Origin of the sequence: Streptomyces macrosporus (assembly GCF_039533145.1) — a bacterium.
GTDB lineage: Bacteria > Actinomycetota > Actinomycetes > Streptomycetales > Streptomycetaceae > Streptomyces > Streptomyces macrosporus.
This window is the reverse complement of record NZ_BAAASZ010000017.1, coordinates 431,823-452,311: the sequence shown is the minus strand read 5'-3', so window position 1 is coordinate 452,311 and position 20,489 is coordinate 431,823. Positions and strand designations below refer to the sequence as shown.

General features: G+C 73.5%; 22 protein-coding genes and 6 tRNA genes. 19 read left to right on the top strand and 9 right to left on the bottom strand.

From position 1 onward, the window contains the following. Nucleotides 1-49: 49 nt before the first annotated feature. The 3 genes from cobA to ABD335_RS10470 all read left to right on the top strand — a co-directional run bounded on the left by cobA (nucleotide 50) and on the right by ABD335_RS10470 (nucleotide 2,612). Complete coding sequence (gene cobA / locus ABD335_RS10480) at nucleotides 50-1,285, top strand: uroporphyrinogen-III C-methyltransferase (RefSeq protein WP_344321900.1); 1,236 nt, start codon at nucleotides 50-52, stop codon at nucleotides 1,283-1,285. Nucleotides 1,286-1,322: 37 nt separating this feature from the next. Continuing rightward, a complete protein-coding gene (locus tag ABD335_RS10475) occupies nucleotides 1,323-2,138 on the top strand; it encodes a TrmH family RNA methyltransferase (RefSeq protein WP_344321899.1) in 816 nt (271 codons plus the stop codon). A 261-nt stretch (nucleotides 2,139-2,399) separates the two neighbouring features. Continuing rightward, complete coding sequence (locus tag ABD335_RS10470; protein WP_344321898.1) at nucleotides 2,400-2,612, top strand: hypothetical protein; 213 nt, start codon at nucleotides 2,400-2,402, stop codon at nucleotides 2,610-2,612. Between the two features lie 21 nt (nucleotides 2,613-2,633). Here ABD335_RS10470 and ABD335_RS10465 read toward each other — a convergent pair whose 3' ends face one another. After that, nucleotides 2,634-3,995, bottom strand: a complete 1,362-nt coding sequence (locus ABD335_RS10465) for a serine/threonine-protein kinase (RefSeq protein WP_344321897.1) — start codon at nucleotides 3,993-3,995, stop codon at nucleotides 2,634-2,636. 251 nt (nucleotides 3,996-4,246) lie between these two features. Here ABD335_RS10465 and ABD335_RS10460 point away from each other — a divergent pair, with 251 nt between their 5' ends. From ABD335_RS10460 to ABD335_RS10445, 4 genes are all read left to right on the top strand, one after another. Next, nucleotides 4,247-4,489 (top strand): hypothetical protein, encoded by a 243-nt coding sequence (locus tag ABD335_RS10460; RefSeq protein WP_344321895.1) that lies wholly within the window; start codon nucleotides 4,247-4,249, stop codon nucleotides 4,487-4,489. 234 nt (nucleotides 4,490-4,723) lie between these two features. Then, nucleotides 4,724-4,933, top strand: coding sequence for a hypothetical protein (locus ABD335_RS10455; RefSeq protein ID WP_344321894.1), 210 nt, complete (start codon nucleotides 4,724-4,726; stop codon nucleotides 4,931-4,933). A 216-nt stretch (nucleotides 4,934-5,149) separates the two neighbouring features. After that, a complete protein-coding gene (locus ABD335_RS10450) occupies nucleotides 5,150-6,214 on the top strand; it encodes a phosphotransferase family protein (protein WP_344321893.1) in 1,065 nt (354 codons plus the stop codon). 41 nt (nucleotides 6,215-6,255) lie between these two features. Next, nucleotides 6,256-6,540: a TFIIB-type zinc ribbon-containing protein gene (locus ABD335_RS10445; RefSeq protein ID WP_344321892.1), complete on the top strand. Its 285-nt coding sequence runs from the start codon at nucleotides 6,256-6,258 to the stop codon at nucleotides 6,538-6,540. A gap of 122 nt (nucleotides 6,541-6,662) precedes the next feature. Here the strand turns inward: ABD335_RS10445 and ABD335_RS10440 are convergent. From ABD335_RS10440 to ABD335_RS10420, 5 genes are all read right to left on the bottom strand, one after another. Beyond that, nucleotides 6,663-6,734 (bottom strand) — tRNA-Val (locus ABD335_RS10440). Nucleotides 6,735-6,753: 19 nt separating this feature from the next. Beyond that, nucleotides 6,754-6,825 (bottom strand) — tRNA-Val (locus tag ABD335_RS10435). A gap of 27 nt (nucleotides 6,826-6,852) precedes the next feature. After that, a tRNA-Val gene (locus tag ABD335_RS10430) sits at nucleotides 6,853-6,924 on the bottom strand. 1 nt (nucleotide 6,925) lies between these two features. After that, nucleotides 6,926-6,996 (bottom strand) — tRNA-Cys (locus ABD335_RS10425). Between the two features lie 27 nt (nucleotides 6,997-7,023). After that, a tRNA-Gly gene (locus ABD335_RS10420) sits at nucleotides 7,024-7,096 on the bottom strand. A 134-nt stretch (nucleotides 7,097-7,230) separates the two neighbouring features. Here ABD335_RS10420 and ABD335_RS10415 point away from each other — a divergent pair. Genes ABD335_RS10415 through ABD335_RS10405 form a run of 3 tightly spaced genes read left to right on the top strand, consistent with a single transcriptional unit; the run spans nucleotide 7,231 to nucleotide 10,044 of the window. Beyond that, on the top strand, nucleotides 7,231-8,337 hold the full coding sequence (locus ABD335_RS10415; protein ID WP_344321891.1) for a chorismate-binding protein: 1,107 nt from the start codon (nucleotides 7,231-7,233) through the stop codon (nucleotides 8,335-8,337). Next, entirely contained in the window at nucleotides 8,334-9,155 is an 822-nt protein-coding gene (locus ABD335_RS10410) for an aminotransferase class IV (RefSeq protein WP_344321890.1), read from the top strand. The genes ABD335_RS10415 and ABD335_RS10410 overlap by 4 nt, the downstream gene beginning before the upstream one ends. A gap of 58 nt (nucleotides 9,156-9,213) precedes the next feature. Beyond that, nucleotides 9,214-10,044, top strand: a complete 831-nt coding sequence (locus tag ABD335_RS10405) for a GNAT family N-acetyltransferase (RefSeq protein ID WP_344321888.1) — start codon at nucleotides 9,214-9,216, stop codon at nucleotides 10,042-10,044. On the opposite strand, the gene ABD335_RS10400 is transcribed toward ABD335_RS10405, so the two are convergent. Further along, nucleotides 10,041-10,571, bottom strand: a complete 531-nt coding sequence (locus ABD335_RS10400) for a DsbA family protein (RefSeq protein WP_344321887.1) — start codon at nucleotides 10,569-10,571, stop codon at nucleotides 10,041-10,043. The two genes, ABD335_RS10405 and ABD335_RS10400, sit on opposite strands and share 4 nt — an antisense overlap. Before the next feature lie 140 nt (nucleotides 10,572-10,711). On the opposite strand from ABD335_RS10400, the gene ABD335_RS10395 reads away from it, so the two are divergent. Together ABD335_RS10395 and ABD335_RS10390 are read left to right on the top strand one after the other, a co-directional pair. After that, nucleotides 10,712-11,158 (top strand): hypothetical protein, encoded by a 447-nt coding sequence (locus ABD335_RS10395; RefSeq protein ID WP_344321886.1) that lies wholly within the window; start codon nucleotides 10,712-10,714, stop codon nucleotides 11,156-11,158. A 75-nt stretch (nucleotides 11,159-11,233) separates the two neighbouring features. Further along, nucleotides 11,234-11,476, top strand: coding sequence for a hypothetical protein (locus ABD335_RS10390; protein ID WP_344322149.1), 243 nt, complete (start codon nucleotides 11,234-11,236; stop codon nucleotides 11,474-11,476). 72 nt (nucleotides 11,477-11,548) lie between these two features. Here the strand turns inward: ABD335_RS10390 and ABD335_RS10385 are convergent, their stop codons facing one another. Together ABD335_RS10385 and ABD335_RS10380 are read right to left on the bottom strand one after the other, a co-directional pair. Then, nucleotides 11,549-12,109, bottom strand: coding sequence for a CGNR zinc finger domain-containing protein (locus tag ABD335_RS10385; RefSeq protein ID WP_344321885.1), 561 nt, complete (start codon nucleotides 12,107-12,109; stop codon nucleotides 11,549-11,551). 192 nt (nucleotides 12,110-12,301) lie between these two features. Next, entirely contained in the window at nucleotides 12,302-12,715 is a 414-nt protein-coding gene (locus ABD335_RS10380; protein WP_003959770.1) for an SsgA family sporulation/cell division regulator, read from the bottom strand. 121 nt (nucleotides 12,716-12,836) lie between these two features. Here ABD335_RS10380 and ABD335_RS10375 point away from each other — a divergent pair, with 121 nt between their 5' ends. The 7 genes from ABD335_RS10375 (at nucleotide 12,837) to ABD335_RS10345 (ending at nucleotide 20,395) form a co-directional block, all read left to right on the top strand. Further along, on the top strand, nucleotides 12,837-13,301 hold the full coding sequence (locus ABD335_RS10375) for a TIGR02611 family protein (protein WP_344321884.1): 465 nt from the start codon (nucleotides 12,837-12,839) through the stop codon (nucleotides 13,299-13,301). Nucleotides 13,302-13,373: 72 nt separating this feature from the next. Then, nucleotides 13,374-13,445: transfer RNA gene (locus ABD335_RS10370), tRNA-Val, on the top strand. A 232-nt stretch (nucleotides 13,446-13,677) separates the two neighbouring features. Further along, complete coding sequence (locus ABD335_RS10365) at nucleotides 13,678-14,949, top strand: ABC transporter substrate-binding protein (RefSeq protein WP_344321882.1); 1,272 nt, start codon at nucleotides 13,678-13,680, stop codon at nucleotides 14,947-14,949. 17 nt (nucleotides 14,950-14,966) lie between these two features. After that, complete coding sequence (locus ABD335_RS10360) at nucleotides 14,967-15,971, top strand: carbohydrate ABC transporter permease (RefSeq protein ID WP_425583593.1); 1,005 nt, start codon at nucleotides 14,967-14,969, stop codon at nucleotides 15,969-15,971. Next, nucleotides 15,968-16,849 carry a carbohydrate ABC transporter permease gene (locus ABD335_RS10355; RefSeq protein ID WP_344321881.1) on the top strand — a complete coding sequence of 294 codons (882 nt, stop codon included), beginning with the start codon at nucleotides 15,968-15,970 and terminating at the stop codon, nucleotides 16,847-16,849. Before ABD335_RS10360 ends, ABD335_RS10355 begins: the two co-directional genes overlap by 4 nt. A 10-nt stretch (nucleotides 16,850-16,859) precedes the next feature. Next, nucleotides 16,860-17,528: a hypothetical protein gene (locus tag ABD335_RS10350; protein ID WP_344321880.1), complete on the top strand. Its 669-nt coding sequence runs from the start codon at nucleotides 16,860-16,862 to the stop codon at nucleotides 17,526-17,528. A gap of 110 nt (nucleotides 17,529-17,638) precedes the next feature. Next, nucleotides 17,639-20,395 (top strand): exo-rhamnogalacturonan lyase family protein, encoded by a 2,757-nt coding sequence (locus ABD335_RS10345; protein WP_344321879.1) that lies wholly within the window; start codon nucleotides 17,639-17,641, stop codon nucleotides 20,393-20,395. The last annotated feature ends 94 nt before the right edge of the window (nucleotides 20,396-20,489 follow it).

Sequence of the window (20,489 nt, the reverse complement as noted above, 5' to 3'; positions counted from 1 at the left end):
CGTCCCCGCCGCCAGGCCGGGGGATCACCGTCCAAGGAGCCGCACAGCCATGTCCGACCGCCCCGAGCACCCCGCCTACCCCGTGGGACTGCGCCTGACCGGGCGCCGCGTGGTCGTCCTCGGCGGCGGCACCGTCGCCCAGCGGCGGCTGCCCGCGCTGCTGGCGGCGGGTGCCGACGTGCTGCTGATCGCCCCCTCGGCCACTCCCTCGGTGGAGGCCATGGCCGAGGCCGGCGAGCTGCGCTGGGAGCGCCGCCCCTACCGCCCCGGCGACCTGGAGGGCGCCTGGTACGCGGTCGTCGCCACCGACGACGCGGAGGCCAACGCCGCCGCCTCCGCCGAGGCCGAGGAGCGCCGCGTGTGGTGCGTCCGCAGCGACGACGCGGAGGCCGCCACCGCCTGGACCCCGGCCACCGGCCGCAGCGAGGGCGTCACCGTCGCGGTCCTCACCGGCCGTGACCCGCGCCGCTCGGCCGCCGTGCGGGACGCCGTGGTCGAGGGCCTGCGCGACGGCACCCTGTCCGCCCCCCGGCACCGGACCCGCCGGGCCGGTGTCGCCCTGGTCGGCGGCGGCCCCGGCGACCCGGACCTGATCACCGTGCGCGGCCGTCGTCTGCTGGCCGAGGCGGACGTGGTGATCGCCGACCGGCTCGGACCGCGCGACCTGCTGGACGAACTGCCGCCGCACGTCGAGGTGATCGACGCGGCCAAGATCCCCTACGGCCGCGCGATGGCCCAGGAGGCCATCAACGAGGCCCTGATGGAACACGCCAGGGCGGGGAGGTTCGTGGTGCGGCTCAAGGGGGGCGACCCCTTCGTCTTCGGCCGCGGCATGGAGGAGGCCCAGGCGCTGGCCGAGGCCGGGATCCCGGTCACCGTGGTGCCCGGCATCTCCAGCTCCATCAGCGTGCCCGGCGCCGCCGGCATCCCGGTCACCCACCGCGGAGTGGCCCACGAGTTCACCGTCGTCAGCGGCCACGTCGCCCCGGACGACCCGCGCTCGCTGGTGGACTGGGAGGCCCTGGCCAGGCTGCGGGGCACGCTCGTGCTGCTGATGGCCGTGGAGCGGATCGGCGCCATCGCCCGCGCCCTCGTCGCACACGGCCGCGACCCGAAGACGCCCGTCGCCGTGGTCCAGGAGGGCACCACGGCGGCCCAGCGCCGGGTGGACGCCACCCTGGAGACCGTGGCGGAGACGGTCGAGGCGGAGGGCGTACGGCCGCCCGCGGTGATCGTCGTCGGCGAGGTGGTCGGCGTGGGTCCGGCCGCCCCCACCGCCCGGTGACGGGGTCGGGGAACGGACGGAGGAGGCGGGGACGGTCGTGACGAAGGAGCTCATCACCGTCGAGGACCCCGGCGATCCGCGCCTGGCCGACTACACCGATCTGACGGACGTCCAGTTGCGGCGCCGGCGCGAGCCGGCGGAGGGGCTGTTCATCGCCGAGGGCGAGAAGGTCGTCCGGCGTGCCCTCGGCGCCGGGTACGCGATGCGGTCGATGCTGCTGACGCCCAAGTGGGTCGAGACGATGCGCGACGTGATCGAGGAGGTGTCGGCGCCCGTCTACACCGTCGCCCCGGAGGTCGCCGAGCGGGTGACGGGCTATCACGTCCACCGCGGCGCCCTGGCCTCGATGCACCGCAAACCCCTCCCGGCGCCGGCGGACCTGCTGGCGGACGCGCGCCGCGTCGTGGTCCTGGAGGCCGTCAACGACCACACCAACATCGGCGCCCTCTTCCGCAGCGCCGCCGCGCTCGGCATGGACGCGGTGCTGCTCTCCCCGGACTGCGCCGACCCGCTCTACCGACGCTCGGTCAAGGTCTCCATGGGCGCGGTCCTCCAGGTGCCGTGGACGCGCCTGGAGGCGTGGCCCGGGGACATCGCGGCACTGCGCGAGGCCGGGTACGTCACGGCGGCGCTCGCGCTGGACGAGGAGTCGATCGACCTCGCCGAACTCGTGGCCCGCCGACCCCCCAGGCTGGCGCTGATCCTCGGTTCGGAGGGCAAGGGCCTGCGGCCGTCCACCATCGCGGCCGCCGACGTGAGCGTGCGGATCCCGATGAGCGCGGGCGTCGACTCGCTCAACGTCGCCGCGGCCGCCGCCGTGGCCTTCTACGCCACCGGCCCCGCCGCGCGGTGACCCCGGCCGCGACCGGACCGACGACGCCCATTCACCCGAAAAACGGCATTTGGTGACACTCAGTGATAAAATGGTCGCATCCGCACTCGGTCGGCGGGTCGGCCGGCGAGGAGGAGACCGCAGGCCCGCCCGCTCATGTCGACAACTCCAAGGTCTGTACCGGGGGCGCAGACCTCGACTTTGCCCCATCCAGAGGATGGTCGGGTCGAGACCGTCCAGGCTCCGCTCCGATCGTCCTCCCGAAGGGAAGGAAGACGACCGGTGAGCACTGAGCCCATCTCGCACCCCCGTACGGTCAGGGCCCTGTGGGTCCTGGTGACCGTCCTGTTCTCCGCCCTCGTCGCCCTGGTGGCGGGCATCCTCGCCACCGTGACGGGCAGATCCTTCCCCGAGGCCGTTCTGCAGGCGGGAGGCGCCTTCGCCGTGACCCTCCCCCTGTGCCTGGCCGTCCTCTCCGCGCTCTCCGTGCTCTGAGCGGCCGCCGGTGACGAGCCGTCAGCCGCGCGCGGGTCCCGCGGTGTCGGGGGAGGAGGCGCCGGGGACGCCGGAGCCCGCGGGCCGTTCCAGTCCGTGTGCCGGGCCCTGGCAGCCCTGGGCCGCCGCGATGCCCAGCGCCACCAGCAGCGTCACCGTCACGAACACCACCAGACGCTGGCGCAGCAGGTGCCGGTTCGACCCCGGACGCCGCGTCCCGCTCCGCGGGGCGCCCCCGGCGCGCGCCGGCCCCCGGGAGGCCGGGCGCGGCGTCCGCCCGCCTCCACCGGCCGGACGCGGAGTGTTGCGGGGAGGCGTGTTCCGGGGAGGGGTGTCGCGCGGAGGAGAGCTCCGGGGAGGGGTGTTCCGGGACGGCGTGCGCGGGACGGCGCCCGGCCGGCCCTGTTCCCGGCGTCTCGACGCCCCCTGGGGGCCGCGGCCCCCCGAGGGGCGGTCGCCGTCGCGCGCGGTGCGCTGCCGCGCGTACTGCTCCGTGCGCCGTCCCGCCGACGGACGGGCCGGGCGCACGGCGGCTCCGGTGGCGGCGCCCTCCGGCAGTCCGCGCGCCTCCCGGGCGGCGATCTCCCTCAGTCGCAGCGACAGTTGCAGCGTGCTCGGCCGATCCTCCGGGTCCTTCGCCAGGCAGGCCCGGACCAGGGGCGCCAACGCCGCGTGCACTCCCTGCAGTTGGGGCTCCTCGTGCACCACCCGGTACAGCATCACCTCGGAACTGCCCTGGCCGAACGGGGAGTCCGCGGTCGCCGCGTACGCCAGCGTCGCGCCCAGCGAGAACACGTCCGTCGCCGGGGTCACCGCCGCGCCCCGCACCTGCTCGGGCGCGAGGAAGCCCGGCGAGCCCACCGCCGTGCCGACGTGCGTGAGCGTGCTGGCCCCCGTCGCCCAGGCGATGCCGAAGTCGATGATGCGCGGGCCCTTGGGCGACAGCAGGATGTTCGACGGCTTCAGGTCCCGGTGCACCACGCCGGCCTCGTGCACCGCCACCAGCCCCTCGGCCAGCGCCGCGCCGATCGAGGCCACCTGCGCCACCGGCAGCGGGCCCTCCTCGTTCACCTTGTCGTGCAGTGACGGCCCCGGCACGTACTGTGTCGCGAACCAGGGACGGTCCGCCTCCAGGTCGGCCGCCACCAGCCGGGCCGTGCAGCCGCCGCGGATCCGCCGCGCCGCCGACACCTCGCGCGCGAAGCGCGAACGGAACTCCGGGTCCTCCGCGAGATCCGGTCGGATCACCTTCAGGGCCACCCGCTGTCCGCGCCGGTCGGATCCCAGGTACACCACGCCCATGCCGCCCGCGCCCAGCCGCCGGTGGAGCCTGAACGAGCCGACGACTCGCGGGTCCTCGCGTCGGAGCCGCATCATCGCCATGTCCTTCCCCTGCCTCCGGCCGACAGGCCCGTCCCCGCCCTCGCGGCGGGTCGGCCCGACACTGCCCGGTCCCTCTGACGTGCCACAGCTTACGGACTGCCGCCCTTCGCTGCCGATAGGCCGCGCACGCGGCGCCATGCCGATTGTCGGTGCCCGGTGGGACACTTGAAAGGTGGGCGAGCGGTGGCCCACCGGGGGAGAAGTCCTGTTCAGAGGCGCTCAACAAGCCTTCGCAGAAGGGGGATTGCGCTATGAAGGGCGACTGGGTGGAGATCGTGGTGGACGCCGGGGACACCACTCGTACCTACGAGATGGCGGCCACACGTGCGGGCCGGAGGGTCGAGACGCAGGTGCGCAGGGGAGTGGTGGAGGTGAGCGAGGTGACGCGCAACGGCTCGGTCGTGCGCACCGCCCGCTTCATGGCCAACCGGGTGCTGGCCCTGGTGGAGCACCCGATACCCCGTGAGGACAGCACGGCGGAGGCGCCGCGCTGACCCGCGGTGACGGCACGTCCCCTCCGGGAAGTCCCGGGCCCGTGGGGGGCGTTCTCCACCCTGGGGAGTACGCGGGGCGGCGCGGAGTCATCCTGGGGGAGGCCCCGGGTCGGTACGCGGGCATGACGCCGGCGGGTGGGCACCGCGCCTAGTGTTGAGGTCAAGCGGCGGGTGCAGCACTCGTCCCCCGAGGTCAAGACACCCGCCGCCCCAGACCACGACGGGAGCGGAACCATGACGCACACGGCAGGGCGTCCGGCGGCGCGGACACGGGGACGCCTGGCGGAGATCTCCGCCCTCGGCACCCGGCCGGGCAGCCGTCGCCACCCGCTGGTGGCGATCGCCATGGTCCTCCCCCTGGCCGCCCTCCTGGCCGTCGTCTTCGGCGGTGTGGAGGCGGTGATCACACAGGCGTCGTCCGTGGCCGGACTGCTGGGGCTCTGACGCAGGGCCCCGGGCTCGGGAGAGCGGCCCGAGCCGGGGACATCCGGGCACTCACCCCGTGGGGACGGGGGTACGGCGGACGGCGTGGAGCCCGGGCAGCTGGGGAGCTGCCCGGGCATCGCGCCGTTCACGGGCGCGTACGCACCGGGTCGTCCGCCCGGCACGGGCCGTAGGATCCGTGGACGGCCCGCGCCGCGGGCCACGGCTGGGGAGGCCATGGACGCACCGCTCACCGCACACCTGGCACACCGGGCGACGGCCGCCGACGGCGCCGCGGACACCGGCGCGGCCACCGCCGCCTCCCGGGCGGTGGTGCTCGCCCGGCGGGCCGACACCACCGTCGTCCGCGGCGGGAGCGTCGTGGCCAAGGCGCACGCCCCGGACACCGACCCGGCCCGTCTCGCCGCCCGGCTGCGCGTCGCCGCGCACCCCCTGCTGCGCCCCGTCCTGCTCGCGCCCCTGCCCGCCCCCCGCCCCGTCGCCCCGAACCGCGTCCCGGAGCCGGAGGGGACGCTGCTGGAGACGCTGCCCGACGGCCGCCTGGTGACCCTGTGGCCGTACGGCGTCCCCGTCGACCCCGGCGCCCCCGAGGCGGCGCCCTGGGAGGAGGCCGGCGCGCTGCTCGCCCGGCTGCACGCCGTGCCCGTCGCCGAGCTCCCCGGTCCGATCCCCCCGGCGCGCGGCCCGGCCAAGGCGGCCCGCGCCCTGGAATCGATGCGCCGCGCCGTCCGCCGCACGGCCGCCTCCCGGGCCGTGGAGGCGGCCTGGGCGTCCCTGCCCGCCCGGGTGCGCGACGCGGCACCGCCGCGCGCCGACGTCCTCTGCCACGGCGACGTCCATCTGGGACAGCTGGTCCGGCATCCGGCGCCCGACGGTCCCTGGCGGCTCATCGACGTCGACGACCTGGGCCTGGGCGACCCGGCCTGGGACCTGGCCCGACCGGCCGCCTGGTTCGCCGGCGGGCTGCTGCCCCCCGCCGACTTCGGCCGCTTCCTGAACGCCTACGGCGCCGCGGGCGGCACCGCCCTGCCCGGCGGGGCGGAGGACCCCTGGCCGTGGCTGGACGTGCCCGCGCGGGCCCTGACCGCGCAGATGGCGGCCCGCGCGCTGACCAAGGCCGGTGCGGAGGGACGTCCTCTGGACGAGGTCGAGCAGGCGCTGATCGACGCCTGCGCACGCATCGCGGGGACCGCGCGAGACCGCGGCCCCGCGTCGGACGCGACGATCGACGCGCCCGGAACGCATCCGGAACGCGCCCCGCGCGCGTCCAGAAGAACGTGACGGCCGCCCAGCCGCCACAGACACACGAGAAGAGGCCGCAGATGCAGTGTCCCAAGTGCCGAGCGCCCATGCAGACGTACAACCGCAGCGGAGTCCAGATCGAGCAGTGCAGCGGCTGCCGGGGGGTCTTCCTCGACTACGGCGAGCTGGAGGCGCTCACCCGCCTCGAGGCGCAGTGGTCGCAGCCCGCCCCGCCCCCGCCGGGCCCGGCCGCCCAGCCCTATCCGGCCGCGCCCGCCTGGGGCGCCCCGCACCACGGCCACCACGGCCACCACGGTCATCACGGCCACCACAAGAGCTTCAGCCGGATGCTGTTCTCCTCCTGAGCGTCCCGCCGGGCCTCCCGGCGTTCACCGGCTCGCGGTGAGCGCCGGGAGGCGGTGGGCACCGGGGACGGCGGAGGAACGACGAAGGGCCGGAGCTGAGGTGCTCCGGCCCTTGTCGCGCGTGGACGATACTGGGATTGAACCAGTGACCTCTTCCGTGTCAGGGAAGCGCTCTCCCGCTGAGCTAATCGTCCGCCAGGCGGTTGTTCCGCGTGCGCGATACTGGGATTGAACCAGTGACCTCTTCCGTGTCAGGGAAGCGCTCTCCCGCTGAGCTAATCGCGCTGGGCAAGGACCCCGCGGGGCCCTCAGTGGACGATACTGGGATTGAACCAGTGACCTCTTCCGTGTCAGGGAAGCGCTCTCCCGCTGAGCTAATCGTCCGAGGTGGAGACGGGATTTGAACCCGTGTAGACGGCTTTGCAGGCCGTTGCCTCGCCTCTCGGCCACTCCACCAACGCGGGGGCCGGGAGACCCCCATCGAGCGGACGACGAGACTCGAACTCGCGACATCCACCTTGGCAAGGTGGTGCTCTACCAACTGAGCTACGTCCGCAGCGCATCCCCCGGACCATGCCCGGGATCTGCCGCCCCCGAACGCCCGCGCGCTCGGTGACGTCATGAACTTTAGCGGATTCCCCCGCCAGCTCAAATTCCGTTTCCGCAGCGTGCCCGCCATAGACTCGCCACGTGCACGATCCGGCCCCTCTCGCCCGCTTCGGCGGCCTCGTCGCCTCCGACCTGCGGGACGTCACCAGCGATCCCGCGGCCCTGGACTCCACGGGCTGGTGGGCGGTCGTCGCCGACTTCGAAGGACGCCTGGTCTGCGCCCGCTTCGGCGACGTCCGGCCCGCCGCCGTGCCCCGTCCGCGCCCGGGGGGATGGCGGGGGCCGGCCGCGGACGCCTGGACGTCCTCCCTGGACCGGGACGCCTACACCGCCGGAGTGCGCCGGATACGCGAGCACATAGCGGCGGGCGAGGTGTACCAGGCCAACCTCTGCCGGGTGCTCACCGCGCCCCTGCCGGACCCGGACGCCGCCGACCCCGACGAGCTGACCGCGCTCCTCGCGCGCGGCAACCCCGCCCCCCACGCGGGCACCGTCCGCCTCCCCGCCCACGGCGTCGAGGTCGCCACCGCCTCGCCCGAGCTGTACCTGAGCCGCCGCGGCCGCACTGTGGAGTCCCGCCCCATCAAGGGCACCGGACGCGACGCGGCGGACCTGCTGGAGAAGGACCACGCCGAGAACGTGATGATCGTCGACCTGGTCCGCAACGACCTCGGCCGGGTCTGCGCCACCGGCTCGGTCACCGTCCCCGCCCTGTGCGCCGTCGAGCCCCACCCCGGCCTCGTCCACCTCGTCTCCACCGTCCGCGGCGAACTGGCCCCGGGCCGGGGCTGGGCCGACCTGCTGGCCCACACCTTCCCGCCCGGCTCGGTCACCGGCGCCCCCAAGTCCAGCGCCCTGCGCGTCATCCGCTCCCTGGAGACCGCCCCGCGCGGCCCGTACTGCGGCGGCATCGGCTGGGTGGACGCCGACCGCGGCACCGGCGAGCTGGCCGTGGGCATCCGCACCTTCTGGATCGACCGCGCCGCGCCCGCCGGCCCGGTGCTGCGCTTCGGCACCGGCGCCGGCATCACCTGGGGGTCGGACCCGGAGCGGGAGTGGGCGGAGACCGAGCTCAAGGCGTCCCGGCTGCTCGCGGTAGCGTCGGGGACGTACGGGGCGGCGGCCCCCGAGACCGCCGCGGCGCGTGCGACGAGCACGGCAGGCAGGACCGGAGGAACAACACCATGACGCGGATCTGGGTGGACGGGAAGCTGCGCGACGCGGACGGCGCACGGGTGTCCGTGTTCGACCACGGACTGACCGTCGGCGACGGGGTCTTCGAGACGGCCAAGGTCGTCGACGGGCGCCCCTTCGCCCTCACCCGCCACCTGGACCGACTCGCCGCCTCCGCCCGCGGCCTGGGCCTGCCCGAGCCCGACGCGGACGAGGTGCGCCGCGCCTGCGCCGCCGTCGTCGAGGCCAACCCCGTGCCGCTGGGGCGGCTGCGGATCACCTACACCGGCGGGCTGTCCCCGCTCGGCTCCGACCGCGGCGACGCCCCGCCCACCCTGGTCGTCGCGGTGGGCGAGATCAAGCGGCGTCCCGACACCACCGCCGTGATCACCGTGCCGTGGGTCCGCAACGAGCGGGGCGCGCTGACCGGCCTGAAGACCACCTCGTACGCCGAGAACGTCGTCGCCCTCGCCCGCGCCCACCGGCAGGGCGCCTCCGAGGCCCTGTTCGCCAACACGGTCGGCCGGCTGTGCGAGGGCACCGGCACCAACGTCTTCGTCGTCCTCGACGGGGAGCTGCACACCCCGCCGCTGGACTCCGGCTGCCTCGCCGGCATCACCCGCGCCCTGGTGCTGGAGTGGCTGGGGGCGAAGGAGACCGACCTGCCGCTGGACGTGCTGACGCGGGCCGAGGAGGTCTTCCTCACCTCCAGCACCCGCGACGTCCAGGCCGTCCACCGGATCGACGACCGCGAACTGCCCGCTCCGGGACCGGTCACCACCGAGGCGATGCGGGTCTTCGCCGAGCGCTCCGCGGCCGACGTCGACCCGTGAGGACCGCCCGCCCGACGCCCCGGTGACAGCGGCGCGCCGCGGGGGTAGGAACCAGGCGATGACCACGACCCTGCGCCCCACCGGACCGGAGCGGCGCGCCGAGGACGGCGCCCGCTCGCGCGCGTACGACATCCGCGTCAACGGCCGGCCCGTCGGCCGCGTCCGACTGGCCGCGGACGAACGCTTCGGCCCGTCCGTCGGCCGGATCGAGGAGATCGTCGTCGACGAACCCGACCGCCGCCGGGGGCGGGCCACCGTCGCCGCGCTCGCCGCGGAGGAGGTGCTGCGCGGCTGGGGCTGTCGGCGGGTCGAGGCGAGCGTCCCGGCGGACGCCGGCCCCGCCCTGCGGCTCGCCGCCGCGCTGGGCTACGCCGAGCACAACCGGACCATGGGCAAGGAGCTGTCCGAGCCCCCCGCCCTCCCCGCCGGCAGCGTGGTGCGCCCGGTGGAGGCGGCGGAGTACCCGGCGTGGCTGGAGGCCCGCCGGGCCGGGGCCGCCCGGTTCTGGACCGATCTCGGCCTGCCGCCCGAGGAGGCCGGGCGCAGGGCGGGGGAGGCCCACGCCGCGCTGTTGCCCCGGGGACCCGGCACGGCCGGTGCCGTCCTGCGGGTCCTGGTCCACCGGGACACGGACGTCGGCACCCTCTGGCTCGCGCTGAGCGGTCCGCCGGCGTCCGCCGCCCACGTCTTCGACGTCGAGGTGGCCCCGGCACACCGCGGCCGGGGCCACGGCCGGACCCTGATGCTCGCCGCCGAGCGCGAGTGCCTGGCGGCGGGCAGGCGCACGCTCGGTCTGAACGTCTGCACCGACAACGTCCCGGCCCTGCGGCTGTACGAGTCGCTCGGCTACCGGGCGACCGTCCACCACCTGCACAAACCGCTGCTCTAGCCCCGGCCGCCCGCTTCGGCCAGCAGCCGGTCGGCGATCTCCTCGATCCGTTCGAGCAGGCCCTCCTGGCTCTTCCCGCCGTCCAACCGCTCGCCGCCGATCACATAGGTCGGGGTGCCGGTGACCCCGATCGCCCGGCCCTCGGCCTGGTCGGCGTCGACGACCAGCGTGTGCCGCCCGTCGATCAGGGCGATCTCCATCTCCTCGGCGTCCAGGCCCAGCTCCCGGGCCACCTCCAGCAGCAGCTCCTCGCCGCGCCTGCCCAGCTCGTCGGTGCGGGCCAGGACCGCCGCGACGTACTCGTCGCCGCGCCCCTGCGCGTACGCCTCCTCGGCGGCCTGCGCGGCGGCGTAGGCGTGGCGGTGCTTGTCGAGGGGGAAGTGCCGCAGCCGGATCTCCAGGGCGTAGCCGTAGCGCTCGCGCAGCGCGCGCAGGTCGGCCAGGGCCCGGTGGCAGTCGGGACACTGCAACTCGCACCAGACGTCCAGGACGGGACGGGTGGGGTGGGCGGGGAGGGTGTCGTTCATGGTGACAGTCTCCCAGCTCCGGCGTACCCGCCGCCGGAAGGGCCGGGCCTCGGCCGAGGGGAGGAGGGCGCCCCGGAGATCCCCCCGAACCGTTCCACGAGGCATGGCACATACGGGGCGAATGGCGAGAGGATGGAGAGATGCTGACCACGACCGTCTGCGCAGCGCTCTCCGCGGCGGGCCTGGCCGTCGCCTTCCTGACGGCCTTCCGTCGCCGTTACGCCGCCGCCACGCGTATCGCCGCCCTGTCCCTGGTGCCCATCGGGCTGGCGATGTCCGGCCTGCTGGGACTGTTCGGCACGGTGGGCGGGGCGGTGGCGACCTGGGCCTCCGACCTGGTGCTCGAACCCACGGTCTGGGCGGGCTTCGGCGTGCTCGCCCTCGCGGTGGTGCTCTACGTGGTGGGCCGTGCCGCCGGGAGGCGGTCGCGCGGCCGACCCGCGCGGGGGGAGCGGCGCCCGGCGGAGTCCGGCGCGTCGCGGCCCGCCCTGGGCGGCGAGGACCGCGAGCGGCGACCCGCGGCGGGTGCCGGCGACACGGACGACTTCTCGGACATCGAAGCGATTCTGCGGAAGCACGGCATCTGAATCCGGTGAACCCCGCTGCCCCGAAGGTGTGTTGGGTCCACACGGCGGTCCGTTCTGCGCCATGATCGCGGCGAGATGCAGCACACCACCGGGGACCGCCTCCCCCGCACCAGCACCAGCACCGACCTCGGGACCGGGACCGACCTCGGGACCGGCACCGACGTCCGGCCCGCGTCCCGGCCCGACGGACCGCCCGACGCCCCCGCGGAGGCCCGCGGCTGTCTGTTCGCCCTCTCCCAGCCTCCGCTGATGCTCTTCCTGGCCGTCGTCGGAACCCTGGTCTTCCTGGCCGCGGTGCACGACCTGTTCCTGCTGTGAGCCCCGTCGCGGGCCCCGCGGCGCGCGGCCCGGCCGGACGCGGCCGCCTCCTTCCGGGGCGGCTCCGCGCGGTCAGCCTCCGGCGGACTCGCGCTGCCGCGCCCGGTAGGCGGCCACGTGGAGACGGTTGCCGCAGGTGCGGCTGTCGCAGTAGCGGCGCGAGCGGTTCCGGGACAGGTCGATGAAGGCGCGGCGGCAGTCGGGGGCCGCGCAGCGGCGCAGCCGCTCGCGCTCCCCGGCGACGAGCAGGAAGGCCAGGGCCATGCCCCCGTCGGCGGCGAGGTGCTCGGCGACGGAGGCGCCCGGCGCGAAGTAGTGGATGTGCCAGTCGTAGCCGTCGTGGTCGGTGAGCTGCGGCGTGGTCCCGGCCGCGGCGACCATCGTGTTCACCAGCTCGGCCGCGCTGCGCGCGTCGGGGGCGGCGAACACCTCGCCGAACCGCTCGCGCACGCTCCGCACGGCGGCCAGGTCCGTCTCGTCCAGGTCGTTCACGCCGCTGATGGAGTTGCGGTCGACGAAGGCGCGCAGGGCCTCGACGTCCGTGAGCGAGTCGGACGTGTGCTCGTCGGGGGCGGTGTTCAGCAGATCGACGACGCAGTCGAGCGCACACCGGGTGTCATGGTTGATCAGCACGGTCGTCGCTCCCTGGCCGGTGTCTCGTCGGCAGCCCTGCGGGCCTTGCTGCGGTGAGACTCTAGCCGTTTCCGGACACGACGACGCCGCCGCCACGGTGATCCGTGACGGCGGCACGGCCGTCGTCGGCAGCCGGGAGCCGGGCCCCGAGCCGTCGCCCCGAGTCGGACGGCAGCGGGGCTTCGGTGGTTCTCAGCTCTCCGCGAGGATGTGGGAGAGCTCGGTGTCCAGATCGAAGTGCCGGTGTTCGGTGCCGGGGGGCACCGCGGCATCGGTCCTCTTGAGGAAGGATTCCAGGGCCCGCGCGGGGGCCTCCAGCAGTGCCTCGCCCTCCGGGGAACTGAGAGCGATGCAGACGACGCCCTGTCCGTGGCTGCGGGACGGCCACACGCGGACGTCGCCCGTTCCGGTCGGACGGTGCAGACCCTCTGCGAGAAGATCGCGGGCGAACACCCATTCGACGGTCTCTTCGGCGCCGGTGTGGAAGGTGGCGTGGACGGCGTACGGGTCGGCCGTGTCATACCGCAGGCCCGCGGGTACGGGCAGGGAGGACTCGCTCGATACAACGAGGCGCAGGTGCAGCTCGCAGCTGACCGTGGTGTTCATAAGCGCCAGGGCCTTTCGCTCAGTGTGCGCTCGGGGATTCGCACGTCGGCGAGGTCGACATGCCACCTACGAGACTGTTGTAAACACCTCTGCCCCTTTTGTTGGCCTTCATATCATTCAGATGGCGGAATGGGCTTTTGGGGAGGTCTGCCGTTCGGGCGAACGGTCGAGCGGCTCCGGTAGTGTGGGGCGGGTGGAAACCGAGAGTAAGGAACGGGCCCTCGGTTCGCGGGCGCCGCACTTCATCAAGTCCTCCCGCGCGCTCCACCTGAGTTGGCAGGTGGGTGTCTTCCTCGTCGGGCTCGCCATCGTGGTGGCCGGAGTGCTGATGCTCGCGCTCCCCGGGCCGGGCTGGCTGGTGATCTTCACGGGGCTCGCGGTCTGGGCGACGGAGTTCGTCTGGGCGCAGATCGCCCTGCGGTGGACGCGGCACAAGGTCTCCGAGGCGGCCAAGCGCGCGCTCGACCCGAAGGTTCGGCGTCGCAACATGCTCCTCACGGCGATCGGCGTGGCCGTCGCCGCGGTCCTGGTGGGCGTCTATCTGGCGTGGTACGGACTGGCGATGCCGTGGGAGATCAAGGGGTGAGCCGGTGCCGTCCCCTCGGGGGGCGGGGGTCACGAGCAGTCGCTGACATGCGGTAATGTTGGCGACGCACCCGGGCGATTAGCTCAGCGGGAGAGCGCTTCGTTCACACCGAAGAGGTCACTGGTTCGATCCCAGTATCGCCCACAGACAGCCGGGGCTCCGGAAGGCGGCAGTGCCTTCCGGAGCCCCGGCTCTTCGTCTGTCCGCCCGTGGGGCGCGCGGATGTCCGGAGGTGAATCGCGCATGCCCGCCGGCGAATTCTGTCCGAACCGTTGACGCCCCTGTCCCTCGTCCTTAGGTTAGCCCGGCAAGCGCTTGCCTAAAACGTTTCAAGCACTCGGGATGGCGGGACGAACCCGCCCGGGAGGGGCGTGTCATGAGTTCTCGACGGAGCAGGACCGCGGGCCTGCGGACGCTCGGCGCCGGTCTTGTCGCACTGGGGCTGCTCGCCTCCGGATGCGGCGCCGGCGGCGACAGCGGAAGCGGCACGGTGACGATCCGCTACTCCTGGTGGGGCGCGCAGGACCGGGCCGACCTGATCAACAAGACCATCGACCTGTTCGAGAAGGAACACCCGAACATCGAGGTCAAGACCGACTTCCAGGAGTACGGCGACTTCTGGACGAAGTTCAACACCCAGGCCGCGGGCGGCAACCCGCCGGACGTCTTCCAGAACTCCCACGCCTTCCTGCGCAAGTACGGGCAGAAGAACCTGCTGCTGGACCTCAACGCCCAGGTGAAGGCGGGCAACCTGGACCTGGGCGACTTCCGGCAGGGCCTGGACAAGGCCGGCGAGGTCGACGGGAAGCTCCTGGGCGTGCCGGTGGGCGCCAACACCTTCACCCTCGTCTACGACGTGGAGGCGTTCGAGAAGGCCGGCGTCACCCCCGAGCCCGGCTGGACCTGGGAGGACTTCGACAAGGCCGTCGAGAAGATCAGCGGCGGGGAGAAGGACTTCTGGGGCGCCAGCGACAACGGCGGCGTGATGTACCTGTACGACCTGTACCTGCGCCAGCAGGGCAAGGCGTTCTTCACCGAGAAGGGGCTCGGCTTCACCGAGGCCGACCTGAGGAAGTGGTGGGGCGACCACAACGAGAAGAGCAAGGCCGGACTGCTCGTCCCGGCCAAGCAGTCCGAGCAGGTCAAGCCCAAGTCCTCGGTCAGCGCGGGCCTGTCGGCCGCCGAGTTCACCTGGGACAACTTCCTGGTCCGCTACACCTCCGAGACCGACAGGGAACTCGCCCTGGCGCCGATCCCCACCATGGACGGCAAGAAGACCGGGCAGTACCTCTCCTCGCTGATGCTCAGCGCCTCCGCCCGCACCAAGCACCCCGAGGAGGTCGCCACGTTCATCGACTTCATGGTCAACGACCCCGAGGTCGGGAAGATCATGGGCTACAACCGCGGCGTCCTGCCGACCAACGCGCAGTTCGAGGCGTACGAGCCCAAGGGCGCCGACGCCCTGATCGCCGAGTACGAGGACAGCGTCACCGAGTACCTGGAGCCGATCACGCCGCACCCGGCCGGCGCCGACACCGTGGAGGCCGCCTTCCTGAGCATCTACGGCTCGGTCGCCCAGGGCACCACCTCGGTCGACGACGGAGTCGCCCAGTTCTTCGACGAGGCGAAGACCGCGCTCGGCTCCTGACCCGAGGGGAAAGCTCCGTGACAAGCACCGACATCTCCGCCCCGGCCGTGGACGGCAAGGAGCGGGACGCCCGGCGGCCCCGGCGTCCCGCGCCGTCCCCCACGCCCGCCGCCTCCGCCCGGCGGCGGGGCCGCCGGGAGACCCTGGCCGGCTACCTGTTCCTCTCCCCGTGGTGCGTCGGCATCCTGCTGCTCACCCTGGGGCCCATGCTCGTCTCGCTCTACCTGGCGTTCACCGACTACAACCTCTTCGACTCGCCCCGCTGGGTCGGTCTGGCGAACTTCTCCGAGATGTTCTCCGACGACCGCTGGTGGCAGTCGGTGAAGGTCACCGGGGTGTTCGTGCTGATCGCCACCCCGCTCAAACTCGCCCTCGCGCTCGGCGTGGCGATGCTGCTGGCCAGGCCCCGCAAGGGACAGGGCTTCTACCGCTCGGCCTTCTACGCCCCCTCGCTGATCGGGGCGAGCGTGAGCGTCGGCATCGTCTGGCGCGCCCTGTTCCAGGACGACGCGGTGGTGGACCGGTCCCTGAGCCTGTTCGGCTGGTCCGGCGGCGGCTGGATCGGCGACCCCGAGTGGTCGATGCCCACGCTGATCGCCCTGTCCGCCTGGCAGTTCGGCGCGCCGATGGTCATCTTCCTGGCCGGACTCAAGCAGGTGCCGCGCGAGTTGTACGAGGCGGCCGAGGTGGACGGAGCCGGCGCCTGGCGGCGGTTCCGCTCCATCACCCTGCCCATGATCTCCCCGGTGGTCTTCTTCAACCTCCTGCTGGAGATCATCCACTCCTTCCAGATCTTCACCTCCGCGCTCGTGATCGCCGGCCCCGGCGGCGGACGCGCGGGCGGCCCCGGCGACTCCCTGCTCGTCTACACCTGGTACCTGTACGAGCAGGGCTTCTCCAACCTCCGCATGGGCTACGCCTCCGCGATGGCGTGGATGCTGCTGGCCGGGATCGCCGTGGTGACCGCCGTCCTGTTCTGGTCCCAGCGCCGCTGGGTGCACTACGAGGAGGGAGGCCGATGAGCGCCCCCGCCGGAACCGTCCGTCCCGCCCGCGCCGGCGCCGCGCGCCGTCGGCTGGGGCCGGTCCTGTGGCACGTCGGTGCCCTGGCCGTCCTGGTCGTCGTGCTCTACCCGGTGGTGTGGGTGATCGGCGCGTCCTTCAAACCGGGCGACGAGATCGTGGGCAGCCTCGAACTGCTGCCCACCGACCCGATCGTCGACAACTACGAGCGGCTCGCCGACGGCATCGCGGGCATCGGCATCGAGACCTTCTTCCTCAACTCCCTGATCGTGGCGGCGGGGTCGGTGGTCGGGGTGCTGTTCTCCTGCTCCCTGGCGGCCTACGCCTTCGCCCGCATCCGCTTCGCGGGCCGCAACCTGCTGTTCACGCTGATGATCGGCACCCTGCTGCTCCCCGTCCACGTCCTGCTGGTGCCGCAGTACGTGCTGTTCCAGAAGCTGGAACTGGTCAACACCTACGTGCCGTTGCTGCTGGGCAAGTTCCTCGCGGTGGACGCCTTCTTCGTCTTCCTGATGGTGCAGTTCATGCGGAACCTGCCCAGGGAGCTGGACGAGGCGGCCCGCATCGACGGCTGCGGCCACTGGCGCATCTACTGGACCATCGTCCTGCCGCTGTGCCGCCCCGCGCTGATCACCAGCTCCATCTTCAGCTTCATCTGGGCCTGGAACGACTTCCTCGGGCCGCTGCTCTACCTCAACGAGCCGGAGAAGTACACCGTCTCGCTCGGCCTGAAGATGTTCATGGACCAGGACAGCCTCGCCGACTACGGAGGCATGATCGCCATGTCGATGGCGGCCCTGCTGCCGGTCCTGCTGTTCTTCCTGGCCTTCCAGCGCCATCTCGTCGAGGGCGCGGCCACCTCCGGGCTCAAGGGGTGAGGCGAGGACGATGACGACGAGGACCGAGGCACCCGCCGTGGCCGCCGGCCGCGCGGACCCGGAGACCGCGGACGGGACGGGCCCGGCCGCGGACCCCGCGGAGCGCGGGCCCCTGGCGGCCCGGTTCGCCCTCTTCGCCGAGTGCCTGCTCGCCGGCGTCTGGCTGCTGGTCGCCGCGCTTCCCCTGGTCACCGCGTTGCCCGCGTTCGCCGCGGCCTGCGGGCACCTGCGGCGGTACCTGGACGCCGAGCGGGCCGGGTGGCGGGAGTTCGGCGCCGACCTGCGGACGGCCCTCCGCCGGGGTCTGCGGTTCTCGCTGCTGTGGTGGGCGGCCCTGGCGCTGCTCGCCTTCGACCTGCGGGTGGTCTCCTCCGGAGTCCTGCCCGGCGGCCCGGCGGCGACCGCGGTCGGGGCCGTCACGGCCGCCTGCGCGGTGGCCGTGACGGTCACGGGACTGCGCACGGCCGCCGCCTGGCGGCCCGGTGACGACTGGCTGCGCACCGGCCGCCGTGTGGTGCGCCGCGCCTGGCGCACCGATCCGGGCGGCTCGCTGCTGCTCGCCGGCGGGCTGGCGGTGGTCGCCGTCGCCGGCTGGATGCTGCCGCCGCTGGTCGCGCCGGCACTCGGCGCCCTGGCCGCCTGCGCGGTGGCCGTCGAACGGCGGTCCGCCCGCCGCTGATCCCCGCCACCACCTCCCCCCACACCGTCCGTGCCGGGCCGGAACGGGCTCGGCACGGCACGGGCGACACCTTCTTCTGTCATGTGCCTGACATACGAACAGGAGTGTCCATGTCCTCGATCCCCCGACGCGGCGTCCTCCGGGCCGCGACCGTCGCCGGCGCCGCCGCCCAGGCGTCCTGGCTGCTGGGCGGCGCACCCGCCCACGCGGCCCGCACCACCGCGACGACCGCGGGCCCCCAGGGCGCGGACGGTCCGGTGAAGATCACCTGGCTGGAGGACGGCGGCCTCGGCGAGGCCCCCGGCAACACCTTCGGAGTGCCCTGGCCCCAGGGCGGCGTCAAGGCCGGCACCGAGTTCTCGCTCACCACCGCCGACGGCAGGCGGGTCCCCGTCCAGACCTGGACCACCGCCTACTGGCCCGACGGCACCGTCAAGTGGACCGCGCACGCCGTCGGCCCCGAGGCCGGGAACGCCTCCTCCTACCGGCTCGCCCCCGGCGCCGCCCCGGCCGCGCCCGCCAAGGCCGTCACCGTCGGCCGCAAGGGCGGCACCGTCGAGGTGGACACCGGCGTCGTCACCGTCCGCATCGGCAAGGACGGCACGTCCCTGGTGAAGTCCGTCCGCAGGGGCGGCACCGAGATCGCCAGGGACGGCCGCCTCGTCCTCCTCCGCCAGGGGGAGATCGACGACGGCGACCAGGGCTCACAGAAGTGGGAGCGCTTCGACGGCGACATCGAGAAGGTCACCGTCGAACAGGACGGCCCCGTACGGGCGGTGGTCCGCGTCGAGGGCAGGCACCGCAGGGGGAAACGAGGTTGGCTGCCGTTCGGCATCCGCCTGTACTTCCACGCGGGCGCCGAGTCCTTCCGGATGCTGCACACCATCACCTACGACGGGGACGAGCACAAGGACTTCATCCGCGGCCTCGGCGTGCGCTTCACCGTCCCGATGCGCGACGAGCCCCACGACCGGCACATTCGCCTCGGCGGCGAGGGCAGGGGCCTGCTGTCGGAGGCCGTCAGGGGCATCACCGGCCTGCGCCGCGACCCCGGCGCCGAGGTGCGCGCCAAGCAGGTCAAGGGCGAGAAGCTGCCCGACCCCGCCACCTGGGACCAGCGCGTCACCAGCCGGCTCCACCTCGTTCCCACCTGGGGCGACTACACCCTCGGCCAGTTGTCCGCCGACGGCTTCACCGTCCGCAAGCGCACCAGGCCCGGCCACGGCTGGATCCCCGCGGGCGGCGGACGCCGGGCCTCGGGCTTCGGCTACGTCGGCGGGGCGAGCGGCGGACTCTCCTTCGGACTGCGCGACTTCTGGCGCAAGCACCCCGCCCAGCTCGACGTCCGGGGCGCCGCGGGCGACGAGGCCGAGGTCACCCTGTGGCTCTGGTCGCCCGAGGCCCAGCCGATGGACCTGCGCTTCTACCACGACGGCCTGGGCCAGGACACCCACGCCGAGCAGTTGGAGGGCCTCAACATCACCTACGAGGACCACGAGCCGGGCTTCGGCACCCCCTACGGCATCGCCCGCACCAGCGAGCTGATGTTCTGGGCCAACGCCGCCACCCCCGACGCCGAGACCCTCGCCCGCCAGGCCGAGGCCGTCCGGACCCCGCCCCAACTCGTGGCGCCGCCCGAACACCTCGCCGCCACCGGGGTCTTCGGCGGCCTGTTCGCCCCCGTCGACCGCTCCACGCCCGCCAAGGCGAGGCTGGAGGACCACCTGGACTTCCTCTTCGCCTACTACAAGGACCAGGTGGAGCAGCGCCGTTGGTACGGCTTCTGGGACTACGGCGACATCATGCACACCTACGACCCGGACCGGCACCAGTGGCGGTACGACGTCGGCGGCTACGCCTGGGACAACTCCGAACTCTCCCCGGACCTGTGGCTGTGGTACGCCTACCTGCGCTCCGGCCGCGCCGACATCTTCCGCTTCGCCGAGGCCATGACCCGCCACACCGGCGAGGTCGACGTCTACCACATCGGCAAGTGGGCCGGACTGGGCACCCGCCACGGCGTCCAGCACTACGCCGACAGCGCCAAGCAGCAGCGCATCTCCACCGCCGTCTACCGGCGCCCGTACTACTTCCTCACCGCCGACGAGCGCTGCGGCGACCTCATGCACGCCCTCGTCGACTCCGACGAGACCTTCCTCGCCCTCGACCCCCTGCGCAAGATCCGCACCGAGCCCTACGAGCCCGACCCCAGGGCGCTGGCCATCGGGCTGGGCACCGACTGGAGCGGACTGGCCGCCGCCTGGCTCACCGAGTGGGAACGCCGCGGCCCCAAGGCGGAACAGGCCGAGAAGAAGCTCAAGGCCACCATGCGCACCATCGCGCGGATGCCCAACGGCTTCTGCACCGGCGAGGGCCTGTACGACATCGAGACCGGGGAGTTCGCCGAAGCGGAGAAGAAAGTCTCGATGAGCCACCTGAGCGCGATGTTCGGACAGGTGGAGATTTGCGCCGAGTTGATCCACATCACCGACGTCGAGGGCTTCGAGGAGGCGTGGCTCCAGTACTGCCGCCTCTACGGCGCCACGAGGGAGGAGCAGCAGGCCGAACTCGGCGGGTACGCCGGCAACCTCATCCTCCAGCAGGGGCACTCCCGCCTCACCGCCTACGCGGCCTCCCGACTGAAGGACGAGCGGGACAGGTACGCCACCCGCGCCTGGCGGGAGTTCCACACCAAGGACCAGTGGGGCTACTCCGAGTCCTCCCCCTGGAAGACGGAGAGGATCACCGGCCCCATGGCGCTGGTCGAGGGCAGCGGGGCCTCCTGGGTGGACACCAACACCACGGCCCTGTACGGCCTGGCCGCCATCCAGAACCTCGCCCTGATCGGGGACCGCCTCCCCGAGTGACCCGGCGACCGGCGGGCGGCGGGAACGGCCCCGCCGCCCGCCGGCCCGACCGTCGACTCCCCCCACGGGAGCGGCGGTTCGGCGCCCGAGCGTC

What these genes read in the sequence shown, in the direction of transcription:
- ABD335_RS10465 (WP_344321897.1), bottom strand. Translation starts at nt 3,995, where the DNA reads ATGGCGATGATGCGGCTCCGACGCGAGGACCCGCGAGTCGTCGGCTCG.
- ABD335_RS10460 (WP_344321895.1), top strand. Translation starts at nt 4,247, where the DNA reads ATGAAGGGCGACTGGGTGGAGATCGTGGTGGACGCCGGGGACACCACT.
- ABD335_RS10380 (WP_003959770.1), bottom strand. Translation starts at nt 12,715, where the DNA reads ATGAACACCACGGTCAGCTGCGAGCTGCACCTGCGCCTCGTTGTATCG.
- ABD335_RS10375 (WP_344321884.1), top strand. Translation starts at nt 12,837, where the DNA reads ATGGCGGAATGGGCTTTTGGGGAGGTCTGCCGTTCGGGCGAACGGTCG.
- ABD335_RS10405 (WP_344321888.1), top strand. Translation starts at nt 9,214, where the DNA reads ATGACCACGACCCTGCGCCCCACCGGACCGGAGCGGCGCGCCGAGGAC.
- ABD335_RS10355 (WP_344321881.1), top strand. Translation starts at nt 15,968, where the DNA reads ATGAGCGCCCCCGCCGGAACCGTCCGTCCCGCCCGCGCCGGCGCCGCG.
- cobA (WP_344321900.1), top strand. Translation starts at nt 50, where the DNA reads ATGTCCGACCGCCCCGAGCACCCCGCCTACCCCGTGGGACTGCGCCTG.
- ABD335_RS10390 (WP_344322149.1), top strand. Translation starts at nt 11,234, where the DNA reads ATGCAGCACACCACCGGGGACCGCCTCCCCCGCACCAGCACCAGCACC.
- ABD335_RS10345 (WP_344321879.1), top strand. Translation starts at nt 17,639, where the DNA reads ATGTCCTCGATCCCCCGACGCGGCGTCCTCCGGGCCGCGACCGTCGCC.
- ABD335_RS10410 (WP_344321890.1), top strand. Translation starts at nt 8,334, where the DNA reads ATGACGCGGATCTGGGTGGACGGGAAGCTGCGCGACGCGGACGGCGCA.
- ABD335_RS10455 (WP_344321894.1), top strand. Translation starts at nt 4,724, where the DNA reads ATGACGCACACGGCAGGGCGTCCGGCGGCGCGGACACGGGGACGCCTG.
- ABD335_RS10445 (WP_344321892.1), top strand. Translation starts at nt 6,256, where the DNA reads ATGCAGTGTCCCAAGTGCCGAGCGCCCATGCAGACGTACAACCGCAGC.
- ABD335_RS10400 (WP_344321887.1), bottom strand. Translation starts at nt 10,571, where the DNA reads ATGAACGACACCCTCCCCGCCCACCCCACCCGTCCCGTCCTGGACGTC.
- ABD335_RS10450 (WP_344321893.1), top strand. Translation starts at nt 5,150, where the DNA reads ATGGACGCACCGCTCACCGCACACCTGGCACACCGGGCGACGGCCGCC.
- ABD335_RS10395 (WP_344321886.1), top strand. Translation starts at nt 10,712, where the DNA reads ATGCTGACCACGACCGTCTGCGCAGCGCTCTCCGCGGCGGGCCTGGCC.
- ABD335_RS10365 (WP_344321882.1), top strand. Translation starts at nt 13,678, where the DNA reads ATGAGTTCTCGACGGAGCAGGACCGCGGGCCTGCGGACGCTCGGCGCC.
- ABD335_RS10350 (WP_344321880.1), top strand. Translation starts at nt 16,860, where the DNA reads ATGACGACGAGGACCGAGGCACCCGCCGTGGCCGCCGGCCGCGCGGAC.